This is a genomic window from Janthinobacterium sp. JF4, from assembly GCF_059617925.1.
This window is the reverse complement of the sequence record NZ_JCAQAV010000001.1, coordinates 84003-101107: the sequence shown is the minus strand read 5'-3', so window position 1 is coordinate 101107 and position 17105 is coordinate 84003. Positions and strand designations below refer to the sequence as shown.

Genomic DNA, 17105 nt, shown 5'->3' with positions numbered 1-17105 from the left:
GCGACCAATAACTTTCGTTATCGTGGTGTGACAGATACACACGTATGCAGGGAGGTGAGCGAGAATGGTGAAACGGCCCAAAAATCCGGAGAGAAAAACGCGAAAGCAGCCCTGATGGTCTGCTTTCACTTACGTTTATCTTTCGTATTGCATATTTCAGAATATTGTCTTTTCTTTTCCATGGCAATACCCCGCCCGCACAGGCGGGCAGGGGCAAGGTCACGTATTAAAAGAACTTGTAGCTGGCTGACAGGGCAAACTGGCGGCCGAACAGGTCCTGGCTATGGTTGTAGCCTTCCCAGCCGTTCGGGTCGTAGTACGGCTGCTTGTTGAACGCGTTCTTCACGTTCAGGCCCACGTCCAGGTGCTTGATCGGCTTCCAGCTGAACGCCAGGTTCACCGTCGTGTACGACGGCGCGCCCTTGCACTGGCCGGCCGACAGCGCCACCGAGGCGGCGGTGCAGTTTTCCGGCGTGTTGTCCTTGTCCCAGGGGCCGTATGCCCAGCGCGTCTTGCCCGAGTAGTTGACGAACACGCTGCTGACGAAGTTGCGGTAGCTCCAGTCGGCATTCACGGTGGCGCGGTAGCGCGGCGAATCGTAGTAGCCGACGGTGTTGCCCTTGATATCGCTGCCGTCTTCGCTGTCGTGGGTGTCGCGCTTGCGGATGGTGGCGGCGATGCCCGTGCTCAGCTTGCCCCAGTCACCGAGCGCAAAACGCGTGCGCGCATCGATGTCCACGCCATCCATCAGGGTGCGACCCCGGTTCGAGTACGAGTTGATCAAGCCCCCCAGATTGCCCACCGAGTAGCCGGGCACGCCGCCCGCGCACACGCCGGCATTGGCGGGATTGGCGCACATGGCGGCCACCGCTGCCACGTTGCCCCGGTCCGTATCCGTCAGGTCGTTGCGGATGGCGTTCGAGGCGCCGGCCAGGGTCGGGCCGTATTTGTCCACCAGTTCCGTAAACAGCTCGTTGAAGTCCTGGCGCACGATTTCGTCGCGGCGGTTGATGAACCAGTAGTCGATGGAGATGCTCACGTCCTTGGCCGGCTGGAGCACCAGGCCCACGGTGGAAATCTTGGCCTTTTCCGGACGCAGGTTCTGGTTCGGCGGCGTCAGGCCGCCCACCGTCGTGGAGCAGTTCGAATTGAGCAAACTCTTGCCCAGGTCCGCATCCGTCGCCACCTTCGATTTCATCAGGGCGCGCGCCATGGCATTCGTTTCGTCGCAGCGCACCGTGTCGCGGATGCCGCCCACCTGCGCAAAGACGCCGCCCGTGCCCGATTCGGCCAGGTTGGGCGCGCGGAAGCCTTCCGAATACGTCCCGCGCAGCATCAGGTCGGGCCGCGCGCGCCAGATCACGCCCAGCTTGGGCGCCAGATTGGCGGAAAAATGCGGATATTTGTCCAGGCGCGCGGCCGCATTGACTTCCAGCGTGTCGGAAAGCGGCACCACCACTTCGCCAAACACGGCGGCGATGGTGCGCCGGCCGTCGAACCAGGAGCCGCCCTGCTGCGTGATCAGGCCATTGGCCGCATCCGCATTGCCGGGCGTGAGAAAACTCTCGCGCATGATGTTGGTGCCCACGGCGGCGCGCACTTCGCGCTCACCGAGCTTGAACAGGGTGCCTTCCAGCTTGGCATCCCACGTCATCAGCTTGGTCCACGATTCGATGGCGAAGGTCGGGTAGGCGGCGCGCACCAGCGCCGCATTGGCGTCGCTGATTTCACCAAACTTGTAGGCGGGATTGTCGGAGATATACGTGCGGCCGCTGACGGGGTCTTTCGTGAACGGCCCGAACGCCTGCTCGAAACCCTTGATGTTGATGTTCGCCGTCTGAAACAGGGTGGAATGGCTGCCCGCCACGCTGAGCGCCGTTTCAAAATCCCAGCCGCCGCCAATGCCGCCGCGCAGGCCGACGAGCGCGCGGTAGTTTTCATCGACGTTCTTCTGGCCGAAATGGCCTTGTGCATCCTGCAGCAGGTAATTCAAGCCAGCCGCGCCGCCCATCTTCGCCACCATGTCGGCATCGAGCTTGCCTTTCAGGTAGACATTGTTCGGGCTCAGGAAAGGCGTGGCGAAGGTGTTCAGGGTATTGCCCGTATTGCGCGCGAACCAGTTGTTCGTGCTGCCGCTATTGAAGCTGGACGGGCCATTCTCGCCGCGCATCTTGATGTGGGTGAAGGCGCCTTCCGCGAACGCTTCCATGTCGCCACCGAGTTTCAGGCGGCCGCTCAGGTAGGCCGTGGCGCGCTCCGAGGTCGGACCCGTGTCAAGCTGGTTGGGCAGCGCATTCCACACGCAGCGCGTGCCCGATGCTTCGGTGATGCTGTTGTTGCAGCCATTGACGGCGCGCTGGGTGCGCGCATTGTTCTTCGCCTTGTCGAAGACAAAGAAGGTCCCGGGGTTCATCACGCCCGGTTCGCTGCCCACGCCCACGCGCATGTTCGGGATGAAATTGGGATTGTTCGCATAAAAATACGAAGGACGCTTGCGCCACGTGTCGGCCAGCGCGATGCGGTCGCGCTGATAGACGTTCACGGAACCGTAGATGTTATAGCCGTCGCTGGCCAGGTCGCCCTGGCCATACAGCACGCTGGCCTGGCGCTCGCCCAAGGCCTTCACGCTGGGCGAAAACTCGCCATTGGCGCGCGCTTCCAGGCCTTGATACGACTTCTTGGTGATGACGTTGATGACGCCGGCCACGGCATCGGAACCATACACGGCCGACGCGCCGTCCGTCAGGATTTCCATGCGTTCGATGGCGGCGGCCGGGATGGCGTCGATATTGACGAACATGGTCTGGAAGCCGGCCGGCGCGCCATAGAACGACAGGCGGCGGCCATTGAGCAGCACCAGGGTGCCCTGCGCACCGAGGCCGCGCAAGTTCGCTTGCGAGCCGCCATCGGAACCCGTAAACATGGAACGGAAATCCTGCTGCGCCGGACGGGCGGCGGGCAGGTTGTCGAGCACCTGCAGCAAGGTGAGCGCGCCCATGTTTTCGATCTGCTTGGCGTTGATCACCTGTACCGGCGACGCCGTTTCCGCGTTGATGCGCTTCAGGCTCGATCCCGTCACTTCGACACGCTGCAGTTTCTCCTCCTCGGCCGCCAGTGCCGTTGAAGCCAGCCCCACCGCCACCATGGCGGCCATCAGTTTTTTCAAGTGCATTCCCAACTCCTTTTATAAGTGATTTGTTTTCGCAAGGCTGCAAGAATCCCTCCCCGGTCCGGAGAGGGGCTCTTTTTTAGTGAAATGATTGATTGCTTAGCGCGGCTTGACTGTCGCGCCTTGCGTGCCGGTCAACACGGCGTTGGCCCAGTTGCCGCAGACCTGGGCCGCCTGGGAGCCGCGCGCGCCCAGGGTGCGCAAACTGAGCTGGCTCAGGCCGCGCACGTCGATTTCGGGTTTGACCACCCCGGGAGCCGTGACCAGGCCGCTGTCGTACAGCAGCCGCTCACCGCTCCAGACCTGGAATTGCAAGCCGCCTGCGCTGCGGCAGCTATCGTCCACGCCCAGGTCGGCGCGCAGCAGATTCCAGTTGCCCGCCAGCTGCAAGTCGATGCGGCTGGCCGGTCCCACGCCGAGGCCCTTGCGGAACCACAGCCCGTTCATGCGCATCTCGGCCGCCTTGCCTGCCGGCCGGTCTCTCGCGATGCTCTTCGGCAGCGCCAGGTCCGACAGATAGCGCTGCACCTCCTCGCCTTCGGCCACGCGATGCTCGAGCACGCGGAACTCGGACAAGGTGACGGGCGCCACGTCGGTGGCCAGCGCCGCATCGAACGCGCGCGCCACCGGCGCGCCTTGCGCCGCCGTCACCATCGGGTCCAGGGACGCCGCACCATCGCCTTCCGGATTTTGCGTGCTCATCACGCGGAAGCGCAGCAGGCGCCCGGCCGTGGCGGGGAAGTTGACCGTCTGCGTACCCTGTTCCAGCTTGAGGGTGCCCCGCGCAAGCGGCGCGCCCCACTCGCCATTGTTGTCGCCGATGTAGATCTCGTAATCGCGCACCTGGCCATGCTTCCAGTGCTGGTCGTTGCGCGGCGCCAGTTCGATGCCGTCCACCAGGCGCCGTTCCGTAAAGCCGATCACCCATTCGTGCGGACCGCTCTTCACGGACGGGCTGCGCACGGTGCGGAACCACGTCTCCGGCTTGCCATCGAAGGCGTTTTCCAGCGGGTAGCCGCTTTCTTCCGCAGGACGCGCCACCACCTGCATGGCGTCGGCCGGCAGGGCGCGGCCCGGCACGGGGGCGGCCGGGAAGTCGGCGTCGATTCTCGCCACGGCCAGCGCGCCGTCGACCCGCATGGTCAAGGGCTGGCGGATGTCCTGCGCCGCCACCTTCACATGCAGGGTGCCCTGGCGATCGGCAGGATCGAAGAACCAGCCGTCCAACGCCTTGTCATAGGCGGAGCGGTCGGCGGATTGAGCGATCAGGCGTTCGCCGGCGCGCACGGCGGCCGGGGCCTGGCCCGCCAGCATGCGCAGCGCATAGCCGCGGCGCGCTTCCTGGCCCTGGTACTTGCCGTCGACGGCGCCGATGTCGACCCGCACGTCGCCGCCCGTCTGGCGCATGCGGATGACTTGCTGGCTGAAGGCGCCGCCCTGGTACTGGCGCGTGCTGCCGTCGTCTTCATACAGCGTGTAGTCGGAATCGCCGTGCGGGTAGATGTCCAGCGTGAGCTGATCCTTCGGTTTCTGGCCGTCGTACAGCATTTCCGGATACATGGGCAGGATGGCGCCGGCGCGCACGAACACGGGCAGCTTGTCGAGCGTCACCTGCATATCGAGGTCGCGCCCCTTCGCGTCCGCCGTGGCCTGGCGGCCATCCCAGTAGTCGTACCACGTGCCCTGCGGCAGGTGGATGCCCTTGCGCCAGCCGCCGCTGACGGCCTGGCTGCGGTAGACGGGCGCCACCAGCACGTCACGCCCCAGCAGGAATTGATATTTGTAGGCTTCCGTGTAGGCGGCCGGGTCTTGCGGATAATCCCACATCAGGCCGCGCACCAGCGGCGCGCCCGATTGCTCCGCTTCGCGCACGAGGGTATACATGTAGGGCGTCAGGCGCATCTTGAGTTTCAGATAGCGGCGGTTGATGTCGCGGTAAGGCGCGTCGAACCACCACGGATGCTTGCGCTCGGCCGCGGCCCAGCCGGACATGCCCATCAGGACGGGCGTAAAGCTTTTCCACTGCAGGTCGCGCAGATAGGTTTCCGAGCTGCCGCCGAAGATGGCGTCCACGTCGCCCGATGCATACGCCTGGCCGGACAGGCCCGAGCCGATCAGGGTCGGAATGTGCCAGCGGATGTAGTCCCAGCTGGCGCTCTGGTCGCCCGTCCACGCCACGGCGTAGCGCTGGATGCCGGCCCAGCCCATCACCGTCCACAGGAAGGGACGGCTGTCGGAATTGTTCAGGATGCCGTCATAGGCGGACTTGTTTGCATCCATGGCGAACTGGTAACCCTTGCCCGTCCACGCCACGTCCAGCTTTTGCACGCGGCTGCCCGCCTGGCCCACTTCCCAGGCGATCTTGTCGACGCCGTTTTCCGTCCACAGGCCCGTACGGAAGCCATAGCCTGCCAGGCCGTTCACCGTTTCCGGCAAGTTCGTGTAGCCGCAGCCATAGCCGTCATTGGGCAGGATCCAGCCGCCCGGCATGTCGTGTTCGCGGTACTTTCGCGCCACCGTTTCCACCACGTCCGGCGTCTTGCCCGTGGGGCCATCCGTCCAGCCTTTCGGCACGGAGCCGGGCTTTTTCACGTTGTCGCCGTCGTTGTAGCAATCGGCGTCGCCGTATTCCAGCGCCCAGCGGGGCAGCATGCGCGCGCGGCCCGTCAATTCCGTGTAGCGGGCGACGACGTCGCGCAGGTCCTTGCCGACGAAGAAATACGCATCGAAGCGGCCTTCCGCGTGCTGCAGCGAGATCTGCTCCTGGTCGCGCAAGTCGTAATTGCCATCGGCCCAGGTATTGCGCAGCATGCCCCAGCCCCGTGAACTCATCAGGAATGGCGCGGGATTCGGCCGGTCGCCCTCTTCCCAGCCGCCCGAATACGACACGGGCACCTGCTTGCCCTTGAACTCGAAGCGGCCATTCTGCTGGCCGCCGCCAAAGTAACGCTCGCCCGGCAGGCTCGATAGCACCTGCACGCCCTGCTTGTCGTCGAGCGACAGCGGCTGCACCTCGCGCCACAGGGGCATCGTGTCGCCCTTGCGATACAAGGTAAAGCGCAGCGGTTTGCGGTCGATGCGCAGGCTCAGGGCTGCGGTACTGATCAGGATATGCCCGGCCTGTTCGCTCAGGGTATAGGCCACCTGCGCGGCAGGCTGGCCCACGACGATGGGCGCGGCCTTGTCGCCCGGCCCCGTCAAACCCGCCTTGCCGCCCGCCTGGATGCGCAGGACGTCCGCCTGCGGCAGGCTGATACGCAGCTGCATGCCCGTGTCGCTGCGCACCTCCCAGCCCAGGGCCTCGCCCTTGGCCACGTCGGCCGCGTGCACGGCGGAGAGCGACTGCAGATTGCCGATAGGCGCGGCCTGCACGCCCGGCGCGGCCAATGTGGCGAGGGCGGCGAGGACACAGGCGGCCAGGGCGCGGCGGGGAAGCGGGAGAGATTTCATCAGGCGGCTTTCAGAAAATCGAAGTGATGGAAATACTTTAAGAAGAAAAATAAATATCGTCAATCAAAAGAAAGTTAAAGCGGCAATTTATTAATAAAATGCCCAGAGTTGGCGCATTTTTCTTACGTTTCACCAAAAAGTCACAAAACATACTTTCGTTATCGTCGCATTTCAGCGACAAGCGGCAGCAACGCTGTCTTTCATGCGGCACCGCAACATGATTCAGGCCCAATAAAATGACATTATTTCGCAAGTCATCAAACTATTTACTTTCGTTTTACTTTCGTATTTGACTTTTCGAAATTTAGTATTTATGCTTTCTCCAACAAACACTTTACTGACACTCCATGACTACCCTTCTTCAGCGTGACATTCAAACCTGGCGCGACATCGGCGGCCTGCACACGGCCGAGGAAATCGCCCACCAGCCGGCCATCTGGCGCGCTCTGGCCGGCATCTTGCGCAAGGAACAGGCCAGCCTGGCCGCCTTCCTGGGCGACGCGCTGTCCAATCCCGCACAACGCGTCATCCTGACGGGCGCCGGCAGCTCGGCCTATGTGGGCGAAATCGTCGCCGATACCCTGAATGCGGCCTGGCCGGCGAACATCCGCGCCATCGCCACCACGACTTTGCTGACGCATCATGAGCTGTACCTGGAAGCGGACGCACCCACCCTGCTCGTCTCGTTTGCCCGCAGCGGCGACAGCCCGGAAAGCCTGGCCGCCGTGGAGCTGCTGCGCCAGGTCGTGCCCGGCGCGCGCTTCCTGAACATCACCTGCAACGCGGACGGCAAGCTGGCGCGCCAAGGCGCCAACGACAGCAACACGTATAACCTGCTGATGCCGGAAGGCAGCTGCGACCGCGGCTTCGCCATGACCAGCAGCTTTACCAGCATGCTGCTGGCGGCCCTGTCGGTACTGGGCAAGGACACGAATCTGGCCCGCCTGGACACCTTGGCGCAGCTGGGCGAGCAAGCCCTGCGCGACTGGTCGGCGCCCGTGGCGGACCTGGGCTCAACACCCGTGCAGCGCGTCGTCTACCTGGGCAGCGGCCCGCTGGAAGCGCTGGCCAAGGAAGCGGCATTAAAGATCCTGGAATTGACGGGCGGCCGCGTGATGGCGATGGCGAATACCCCGCTGGGCTTCCGCCACGGCCCGAAATCGGCCGTCACCACGGAGTCGCTGGTGATCCTGCTGCGCAGCAGCAAGCCATTGGCACGCCAGTACGAGGACGATTTACTGAAAGAACTGCAGCGCGACAGCGTGGCGCAGCGCTGCCTGACGGTGGGCATCGGCGGCGACTTGTCTGCCAACTTATCTGCCAACTTGGCGGCCGACGCGCCGGCCTGGCCCGACGCCTGGCTGGCGCCATTGTGGCTGCTGATGGCGCAGCAATATGCGCTGCACCAGTCCGCGCTGCTGCAACTGCGCCCCGACAACCCATTCGCCGGCGGCATCGTCAACCGTGTCGTGCAAGGCGTCACCATCTATGGCCATGACCAATTCTAATCACACAGCCGGCTACCACGGCATCGACATCGGCGGCAGCAAGATGGAGCTGGTCGCCTTTGCCGACCGCGACGGCGCGCTGGCCGAGGTGTTCCGCGAACGGGTGGCCACGCCGGGCGACGATTTTGCCGCCTTCGTGCAAACCATCGTCGGCCTGGTGGCGCGCGGCGACGCGGCCCTCGGCACGACGGCGCCCGTCGGCATCGGCTTGCCAGGCGTGATCGACAGCGCCAGCGGCCGGCAACTGAGTTCCAACGTGCCGGCCCTGAACGGCCGCCTGGTGGCGCAAACGCTGCAGCAGGCCTTGCAGCGCCCTGTCGCCATCGGCAACGATTGCCAGTGCTTCGCCCTGTCGGAAGCGCAGGGCGGCGCGGCCGAGCATGCCGCCAGCATGTTCGGCGCCATCCTCGGCACGGGCGCCGGCGGCGGCTACTGCGTGGGCGGCCAGCTGCTGCGCGGCTTTAACGGCGTGGCCGGCGAGTGGGGCCACTGGAGCCTGCCCGCCACCCTGCTGGCGCAGCACGGCTTGATGGACTACGCCTGCCCGTGCGGCAAGGCGGGCTGCCTGGAGCGCTATGTCTCCGGCCCCGCCATGAGCAAGTTATATGCGCATTTCGGCGGCGAAGGCACAGAGCCGCTGGCCACGCTGGCCATCGTCGCGCGCGCCAACATGGGCGACGCCGTGGCCGAACGCACGGTGGCCGTGCACCTCGACTTGCTGGGCCACGCGCTGGCCGGCCTGGTGCTGGCCTACGACCCGCACGTCATCGTGCTCGGTGGCGGCCTGTCCAAGCTGCCGCACCTGTACGACAAGCTGCCGGCCGCCGTCAAGCGCCACCTGTTCCCCGGCGTGCACGTGCCGCCCATCTTGCCGCCCCGCTTTGGCGACGCCGGCGGCGCGCGCGGCGCGGCCCTTTTGATACGACAACATACAAAGGCGTCAACATGATGAAGCAAGCGGAAAACCCGACTTTTACCCTGTCCCCGATCCAGCAAGTGATCAAGGCGCACCGCCGCGGCGAACGCGTGGGACTGTACGCCGTCTGCTGCAGCCAACCGAGCGTGCTGCGCGCCGCCATGCGCGTGGCCAGCGAGTACGACACCGTGCTGCTGGTCGAAGCGACGTCGAACCAGGTCGACCAGTTCGGCGGCTACACGGGCATGACGCCAAACGTCTTCCGCGACAGCATGCTGGCACTGGCCCGCGAACAGGGTTTTCCCGCCAGCCGCCTGGTACTGGGCGGCGACCATCTGGGCCCGAACGCCTGGCAGCACCTCGATGCGGCCACCGCGATGGACCACGCCGAAACCCTGATCGCCGCGTATGCGGCAGCCGGTTTCCATAAAATCCACCTCGATTGCAGCATGCGCTGTGCCGACGATCCCTTGCAGCTCGACGATGAAACCGTGGCCGCCCGTTCCGCGCGCCTGTGCATCGTCGCCGAAGCGGCGGCGGCCGCCGCCGGCTTCGCCCCGCCCGTCTACGTGATCGGCACGGAAGTGCCGATTCCAGGTGGCGAAGCGTCACTGGCGCAGGCGGGCGCCGTCACCAGCCCGCAAGCGGCGCGCCGCACCCTCGACGTGCACCGCCGCGCCTTCCTCGACAACGACCTGCATGGCGCCTGGCGCCGCGTCATCGCCATGGTGGTGCAGCCGGGCGTTGATTTCGACCAGAGCAGCATCCAGCATTACGATGCGCAAGCCGCCACCGAGCTGTCGGCCTTTGTCGCCGAGCAGCCTGGTCTCGTGTTCGAAGCCCATTCGACCGACTACCAGCGCGAGTCCGCCCTGCACGCCATGGTGCGCGACCATTTCGCCATCCTGAAAGTGGGCCCGGCCGCCACCTTCGCCCTGCGCGAGGCGCTGTTCGCCCTGTGCCAGATCGAGGAAGAACTGCTGCCGGCGCACGCCACCTCGCAGCTGATGCAGGTGCTCGACGACGTGATGGTGGCCAAGCCGAAGAACTGGATCAAGCATTACCTGGGCACGCCGGAAGAGCAGCGCCTGATGCGCCGCTACGGCTTGAGCGACCGTTGCCGCTATTACTGGGGCGAGCCGGAAGTGGCGGCCGCCGTCGCCAAGCTGCTGGCCAACCTGGACGCCGTGGCCATTCCGCTGCCGCTGTTGAGCCAGCATTTGCCGGAACAGTACCTGGCTGTGGTGCAAGGCAGCCTGCCGGCGCAGGCGCCGGCCTTGATCGAGCACAAGATCGGCAGCTTGCTGGCGCAATATGCGCGCGCCTGTAACCGCAATGCGGCGGTGGCCGTCATTGCCGAAGCGGCAATCTGTTAAGCTCGGTATTTTCATTTTTTACTGAGCCCGCCACCATGCGAAATACCAGCCAACGCCGTGAATCCATCCTCCACATGCTTGCCCAGCAGGGCTCGGTGCAGGTGACCGATCTGGTGGAAAAGCTCGGCGTGTCCGCGGTCACCATCCGCAGCGACTTGAATGCGCTGGAAGCGCAAGGCATGGCCACGCGCAGCCACGGCGGCGCGACCCTGACGCGCACGCCGCCGCCCGAACATACGATACGCCAGAAGGATGCCATCAACCACGAGCAGAAGGAGCGCATCGGCGCCTACGCTGCGCGTCTGGTGGAACCGGGCGACAACATCATCATCGACTCGGGCACCACCACCATCTCGCTGGCGCGCCATCTGCGCGACGCCACGGGCGTGACGGTGGCGACGAATGGCCTGAACATCGCATGGGAACTGGCCGACGCGCCCGGCGTGGACCTGATCCTGACGGGCGGCCTGCTGCGCAAGCAGTCGCTGTCGATCCAGGGCAGCCAGGCCGAGACCTGTTTGCAGGCGTACAGCTTCGACAAGCTGTTCCTGGGCGTGGACGGCTTCGACCTGCAGTTTGGCGTCACCACCCACCACGAAGCGGAAGCAAGCCTGAACCACAAGATGGTGGAACGGGCCAAGAAAATCATCGTCCTCACGGACGCCTCGAAGTTCGGCCGCGTCAGCCTGCACCGCATCGTGCAGCTGGACCGGGTCGATACCGTCATCACCGATGCCAGCATCAGCCAGGAGTACCGCGAAGGGCTGCAAAAGCTGGGCATCGAACTTTTTATAGCGGAATAACACATGCTGAGCGGCAGAATCCTTACCCCATCTGGCTGGATCACGGGCACCATCACCTTTGACCAGCGCATCGTCCAGATACAAGAAGACCCTGCCGCCGACAGCGCGCTGACCATCCTGCCCGGCTTCATCGACCTGCACGTGCACGGCGCGGCCGGCGTCGACATCATGGAAGGCGGAGACGCGGGCGCCACCGTGGCGCAGGTGCATGCGCGCCACGGCACCACGGCCCTCCTGGGCACCACCCTGACGGCCAAGGAGCCGTCGATCCTGCGCGCCCTGCAAGGCCTGGCCGGCGTCATCGCCGAGCGCCCGGCCAACGGCGCGCGCATGCTGGGCGTGCACCTGGAAGGCCCGTTCTTGAATTTGCACCGCCTGGGCGCGCAGCCGCCCGACGTCGTGCAGGCGAGCCTGGCGCTGGTGCAGCGCTTCCACGCCATCGCGCCCATCAAGGTGCTGACCATGGCGCCGGAAATCCCCGGCCACCTGGAATTGATCCCGCAACTGGCGGCCATGGGCATCCGCGTGCAGATCGGCCACAGCGCCGGCACGTATGACGAAGGCGTGGCGGCGCTGCAGGCCGGCGTCTCCGGTTTTACCCACCTGTACAACGGCATGACGGGCATGACGCACTACGACCCGGGCATGGTGGGCGCCGCGCTGGCGCACGCCGAATACGCGGAAATCATCCCCGACCTGCAGCACGTGGCCAAGGGCGCCCTGCGCGCGGCCCTGCGCGCCATCCCGCGCCTGTACGGCGTGACGGACGCCACCTCGGCCACCGGCATGCCCGATGGCGAGTACGGCCTGGGCACGCAGCGCGTCTACAAATGCCTGGGCTGCGTGCGCCTGGCCACGGGTTCCCTGGCCGGCAGCGTGCTGACCATGGATCAGGCCATGCGCAATTTCGTCGACCTGGGCCTGGACCTGGCCGACGCCTCGAACCGCTTGTCGCTGTACCCGGCCGACTACCTGGGCGAATCCGAACGGGGCCGCCTGGCGCCCGGCGCCTGGGCCGACATCGTCGTCCTCGATTCCACATTACAGCCAGTGTCCGTCTTCGTCGAAGGCGCGGCCATCGATCTTTCCACCCGCTAGATTCCGTCTCTAGACCCAGCCCCCAACCTCAACCCCGTCCCGGAGTTTTCATGCACGACACGTCACACAAGGCCCCCGTGTGGGCCATGCGCTACCTGCTATTTATTGCCGGCATGGGGGGATTGCTGTACGGCATAGACATCGGCATCATCGCCGGCGCCCTGCCCTACCTGGAATCGACGGCCTCGGTGGCCTGGAAATTGACGGCCCAGCAGCTGAGCTTTATCGTCGCCGCCGTGCTCTTGGGTTCAGTCCTCTCCTCGCTGTTCGCCGGCGCCCTGGCCGATATTATCGGCCGGCGCTGGGTGATGTTCCTGGCCGGCGCCCTGTTCAGCGCCAGCATCCCGCTGATCGCCCTCGCCGACGGCTACACGCCACTGCTGCTGGGCCGCCTGCTGCAAGGCATCAGCGGCGGCTTGATCGGCGTCGTCGTGCCCCTGTACCTGGCCGAATGCCTGCCCGCGCAACAGCGTGGACGGGGCGCCGCCCTGTTCCAGCTGCTGCTGACCATCGGCCTGGTGGCCGCCGCCCTGATCGGCCTGCTGCAGGCGCAGACGGTGGAAACGGCCACGCAGGCGGCGCAAGCGTTGCCGGAAGCGGGCCGCAGCGCCGCCATCTTCACGGCCAAGGACCAGGCCTGGCGCAGCATCTTCTGGGTTTGCCTGACGCCAGGCCTCGTATTTAGCGTCGGCGCCCTGCTGCTGGCCGAATCGCCGCGCTGGCTGGCGCAACGGGGCCGCATCGCGCAGGCGCGCCAGTCGCTGCTGCGCACGCGTTTGCCCGCTGCCGCCGAGCTGGAGCTGCGCGAGATGCAAGATACGCCGGAAAATGCGGCCAAGGCAAGCGGCAAGGCCAAGGACCCGCTGCTGAGCCGCCGCTACGTGCTGCCCTTCCTGCTCGCTTGCCTGATCCTCGCCTGCACGCAGGCGACGGGCATCAATTCCATCCTCGCCTATGTCGTCAATATCCTCAACCAGGCGGGCCTGTCGGGCGCCTCGGCCAACATGGCCGACGTGTTATTGAAAGTGCTCAATGCCGTGATGACGGTGGTGGCCGTGCTGCTGGTTGACCGCAAGGGCCGCAAATTCCTGCTGATGCTGGGCACGGGCGGCATCGTCGTCTCGCTGCTGGCGGCCGGTTTGCTGTTCCGCGGCGCCGAAGCGCACCTGGCCGACGTGCGCCCCGCCATCGCCGCCCAGGTGCAGGCGGACGGCCTGGCCTTGCAGCTCGATGCGCCCACCTTGACGGCCCTCGGCGCGGCGGCCGGCGGCACGCCGCAGCAGCTGACCATCGCCTACGCCTACGGCCCGTTCACCAATGTGAAAAGCCTGCGCAGCGACGACCCCGTGCTGCGCCAGGTCAGCATCGCGCGCGACGACGCCGTGCAGGCCGACAGCGTGATCGGCGTGTTCTTCCGCAAGCTGCACCTGAACCCGTTCGCCGACCCGGCCGCCGGGCGCGAGGCGCCGCTGCGCATCGAAAAAGCCAGCCTGGGCCCCGTGCCCTCGTCCACGCATGGCTGGCTGGTGGCGATTGCCATCTGCGTGTTCGTTTCCAGCTTCGCCGTGGGACCGGGCGTATGCGTGTGGCTGGCCCTGTCCGAGCTGATGCCGACGCGCATCCGCTCGAACGGCATGAGCATCGCCCTGCTGGTGAACCAGTTCGTCTCGACGGTGATCGCCGCCATCTTCCTGCCAACGGTGGGCTTGCATGGCTATTCGACCCTGTTCTTCTTCGGCGCCGGCTGCACCGTGCTGTACTTCCTGGCAGCCGCCTTCCTGCTGCCCGAGACCAAGGGCAAGACGCTGGAAGAGATCGAAGCGCACTTTGCCAAGTAACCAACTGTAGCATTCTCCTTTACGGCCCCGGTCCATCATCCCGGGGCTTTTTTTTTGCCTGCCAAGCAAGTTTGCGGGGCTGGCGCGCACGGCACCGTACGGTTTTCCTTCAGGAATCACGGGCGCCTGGGCTAGAATCTGCCTGCGTCGTGCTACTCACGAGGCGGCAATGGCGCCATGACAAAAACCACCAGGAGACACAGTGAGCTTATTTAGAACCAAGAATTTGGATGACATGATTGCCCACAGCAAGAAGCCAGGAGGACTGGCCAAGGTGCTGGGGCCCTTCGACCTTGTCCTCATGGGCATCGGCGCCATCGTCGGCACGGGCATTTTCGTGCTCACCGGCACGGGCGCGCTGACGGCCGGCCCCGCCCTGTCGCTGTCGTTTGTCGTGGCGGCCGTCGCCTGCTGCTTCGCCGCCCTGTGCTACGCGGAATTCGCCTCCACCGTGCCGGTGGCCGGCTCCATCTACACCTACAGCTATGCCACCCTGGGCGAGCTGGCCGCCTGGATGATAGGCTGGGATTTGCTGCTCGAGTACGGCCTGGCCGCTGCCGCCGTCTCCGTCGGCTGGTCCGGCTACTTCCAGTCGCTGCTGTCGGGCTTTGGCATCGCGCTGCCCGTGGCCCTGACGGCCGCGCCGGGCGCGCTGCCCGGCGTGACCACCTTCATCAACCTGCCGGCCCTCGTCATCATGCTGCTGCTGACGGCCATGCTGGGATGGGGCGTGCGCGAGTCGGCGCGCCTGAACAACATCATGGTGGCCATCAAGGTGGGCGTGGTGCTGCTGTTCATCATCTTCGGCGCGCGCCACGTGCAGCCGGCCAACTGGCAGCCTTACATGCCATTCGGCTACCACGGCATGCTGAGCGCCGCCGCCCTCGTCTTCTTCGCCTTCATCGGTTTTGACGCCGTCACCTCGGCCGCAGAAGAAGTCAAGAAGCCGTCGCGCGATTTGCCGATCGGGATCATCGGCTCGCTGGCCGTATGCGCCGTGCTGTACGTGGTGGTCTCGGCCATCATGACGGGCATCGTGCCGTATCAAAAATTCCTCGGCGTCGACCATCCCGTCTCGCTGGCCCTGCAGTATGCGGGCGAAAACTGGATCGCCGGCTTCGTTGACCTGGGCGCCATCCTCGGCATGACCACCGTGATCCTCGTGATGGCCTTCGGCCAGACGCGCATCATCTTCGCCATGTCGCGCGACGGCTTGCTGCCCAAGCGCCTGTCGACCGTGCACCCGCGCTTCCACACGCCGTTCTTCGCCACCTGGCTGGTCGGCATCGTGTTCGGCCTGATCGCCGCCGTGATCCCGCTCAACATCCTCGCCGAGCTGATCAACATCGGCACCCTGGCCGCCTTCACCATGGTGTCGATTGCCGTGGTGGTGCTGCGCAAGAAGCGTCCCGACCTGCCGCGCGCCTTCCGCTGCCCCGGCGTGCCGTACGTGCCGGCGCTGGCCGTGATCCTGTGCGTGGGCCTGATGACCTTCCTCAGCTGGGTCACCTGGGTGGCCTTTTCCATCTGGCTGGTGATCGGCCTGGTCATCTACTTCGGCTACGCGCGCCGCCGTTCGCTGCTGCATCCGCAACAGTAATCGCGCCCCTGCGCCATCGCAGTAAGATGGCGGTCTCGCAACCCTGCAGGCCGCCATCCATGCAACCTTCCCCCGACCTCATCGCACAGCTGGACCAGAGCACGGACCAGCTCAAGCGCGCGCGCCTGCGCAACATGCAGTGGCTGGCCGCCGGCTTGCTGCTGCTGGCCGCGCTGGTCTTCGCCGTGGCCCGCTCGCAGCGGGGCGGCCACCCCGCCTGGGGCTATGTGGAAGCGTTCGCCGAAGCGTCCATGGTGGGGGCGATTGCCGACTGGTTCGCCGTCGTCGCCCTGTTCCGCCACCCGCTGGGCATCCCCCTGTGGCATACGGCCATCATCCCGAACAGCAAGGCGGACATCGGCCGCAGCCTGGGCGCCTTCGTGGAAAACCATTTCATTACCGAGCAAGGCATCGCCGAGCGCATCGTGCAGGCCGACCCCGCCGCGCGCCTGGGCACCTGGCTCGCTGACGAGGTCCACGCGCGGCAGTTGGGCATGGCCGGCGCCGGCGTGGCGAAACAGCTGCTGGCGATGGCCGATCACGATAAGCTTGGCCGCCTGCTGCGTGATCAGGCCAGCGGCTATCTTGGACAATTGAATCTGTCGGACGTGGCGGCGGACTGCATCGATGCGCTGATCGCCGACGGCAAGCCGCAGGAACTGCTGGACTTCCTGCTCGACCGCAGCGCCGCCTACCTGGACGACGAGGCGCACCACGCGGCCATCGGCGACTTCGTGCTGGGCGCCTTCCAGATCGAGAACGCGCTGGTGAAAAAAGCCGTGAAGGCGTACGAGCCGCGCATGATCGCCTCGCTGCAAAAATTCGCCCTCGCCGTGCGCATCGATCCGCAGCACCCGCTGCGCCAGCGCATCGCCGGCTGGATCGCCGACAGCGCCTTGCACCTGAAGGCCGACCCGCAGTGGCAGGCCACGGTGCGGCGCTACCAGTTGCAGCTGGTCGCCAGCGATACGGTGCAAGCCATGCTGGGCGACCTCTGGACCAACATCAGCACGCGCCTGCAGGCCGACCTGCACGCCGACCGGCCCGTGCTGGCGCAAGCCATCGCCAGCCTGGCGCGCAACACGGGCAAGGTGCTGGGTGAGGACAAAGCTGCGCGGGAATGGCTGAACGGCGCCATCGTCGCCGGCAGCGGCTCGCTGGTGCGCCGCTACCGGGGCGAAGTGGGCGCCTTCATCGCCGCCCGCCTGGACCTGTGGAGCAAGGACGAAATGAGCGAGCGCATCGAACTGGCCATCGGACGCGACCTGCAATTCATCCGCATCAACGGCACCATCGTGGGCGGCCTGGCCGGCTTGCTGATTTATACAGCTACCCAGCTGCTTTAGG

10 protein-coding genes are annotated in these 17105 nt (G+C 65.6%); 8 read left to right on the top strand and 2 right to left on the bottom strand.

Going from position 1 to position 17105, the window contains the following annotated elements:
- Window positions 1-226: 226 nt before the first annotated feature.
- Both AC54AF_RS00390 and AC54AF_RS00385 read right to left on the bottom strand, forming a co-directional pair.
- Window positions 227-3172: a TonB-dependent receptor plug domain-containing protein gene (locus AC54AF_RS00390; RefSeq protein WP_496634478.1), complete on the bottom strand. Its 2946-nt coding sequence runs from the start codon at window positions 3170-3172 to the stop codon at window positions 227-229.
- A 96-nt stretch (window positions 3173-3268) separates the two neighbouring features.
- Entirely contained in the window at window positions 3269-6619 is a 3351-nt protein-coding gene (locus tag AC54AF_RS00385) for a TIM-barrel domain-containing protein (RefSeq protein WP_496634477.1), read from the bottom strand.
- A 347-nt stretch (window positions 6620-6966) separates the two neighbouring features.
- Between AC54AF_RS00385 and AC54AF_RS00380 the strand changes: the two genes are divergently transcribed.
- From AC54AF_RS00380 to AC54AF_RS00345, 8 genes are all read left to right on the top strand, one after another.
- Window positions 6967-8127, top strand: a complete 1161-nt coding sequence (locus AC54AF_RS00380; protein ID WP_496634475.1) for an SIS domain-containing protein — start codon at window positions 6967-6969, stop codon at window positions 8125-8127.
- Window positions 8114-9076, top strand: a complete 963-nt coding sequence (locus AC54AF_RS00375) for an ROK family protein (RefSeq protein ID WP_496634473.1) — start codon at window positions 8114-8116, stop codon at window positions 9074-9076. The genes AC54AF_RS00380 and AC54AF_RS00375 overlap by 14 nt, the downstream gene beginning before the upstream one ends.
- Entirely contained in the window at window positions 9076-10419 is a 1344-nt protein-coding gene (locus AC54AF_RS00370) for a D-tagatose-bisphosphate aldolase, class II, non-catalytic subunit (RefSeq protein WP_496634948.1), read from the top strand. The genes AC54AF_RS00375 and AC54AF_RS00370 overlap by 1 nt, the downstream gene beginning before the upstream one ends.
- A gap of 35 nt (window positions 10420-10454) precedes the next feature.
- Entirely contained in the window at window positions 10455-11222 is a 768-nt protein-coding gene (locus AC54AF_RS00365) for a DeoR family transcriptional regulator (RefSeq protein ID WP_131686180.1), read from the top strand.
- Between the two features lie 3 nt (window positions 11223-11225).
- Complete coding sequence (locus tag AC54AF_RS00360; RefSeq protein WP_496634471.1) at window positions 11226-12320, top strand: N-acetylglucosamine-6-phosphate deacetylase; 1095 nt, start codon at window positions 11226-11228, stop codon at window positions 12318-12320.
- 50 nt (window positions 12321-12370) lie between these two features.
- On the top strand, window positions 12371-14158 hold the full coding sequence (locus AC54AF_RS00355; RefSeq protein ID WP_496634469.1) for an MFS transporter: 1788 nt from the start codon (window positions 12371-12373) through the stop codon (window positions 14156-14158).
- Window positions 14159-14360: 202 nt separating this feature from the next.
- Entirely contained in the window at window positions 14361-15758 is a 1398-nt protein-coding gene (gene bcaP / locus AC54AF_RS00350; RefSeq protein WP_496634467.1) for a branched-chain amino acid transporter BcaP, read from the top strand.
- A gap of 59 nt (window positions 15759-15817) precedes the next feature.
- On the top strand, window positions 15818-17104 hold the full coding sequence (locus AC54AF_RS00345) for a DUF445 domain-containing protein (protein ID WP_496634465.1): 1287 nt from the start codon (window positions 15818-15820) through the stop codon (window positions 17102-17104).
- The last annotated feature ends 1 nt before the right edge of the window (window position 17105 follow it).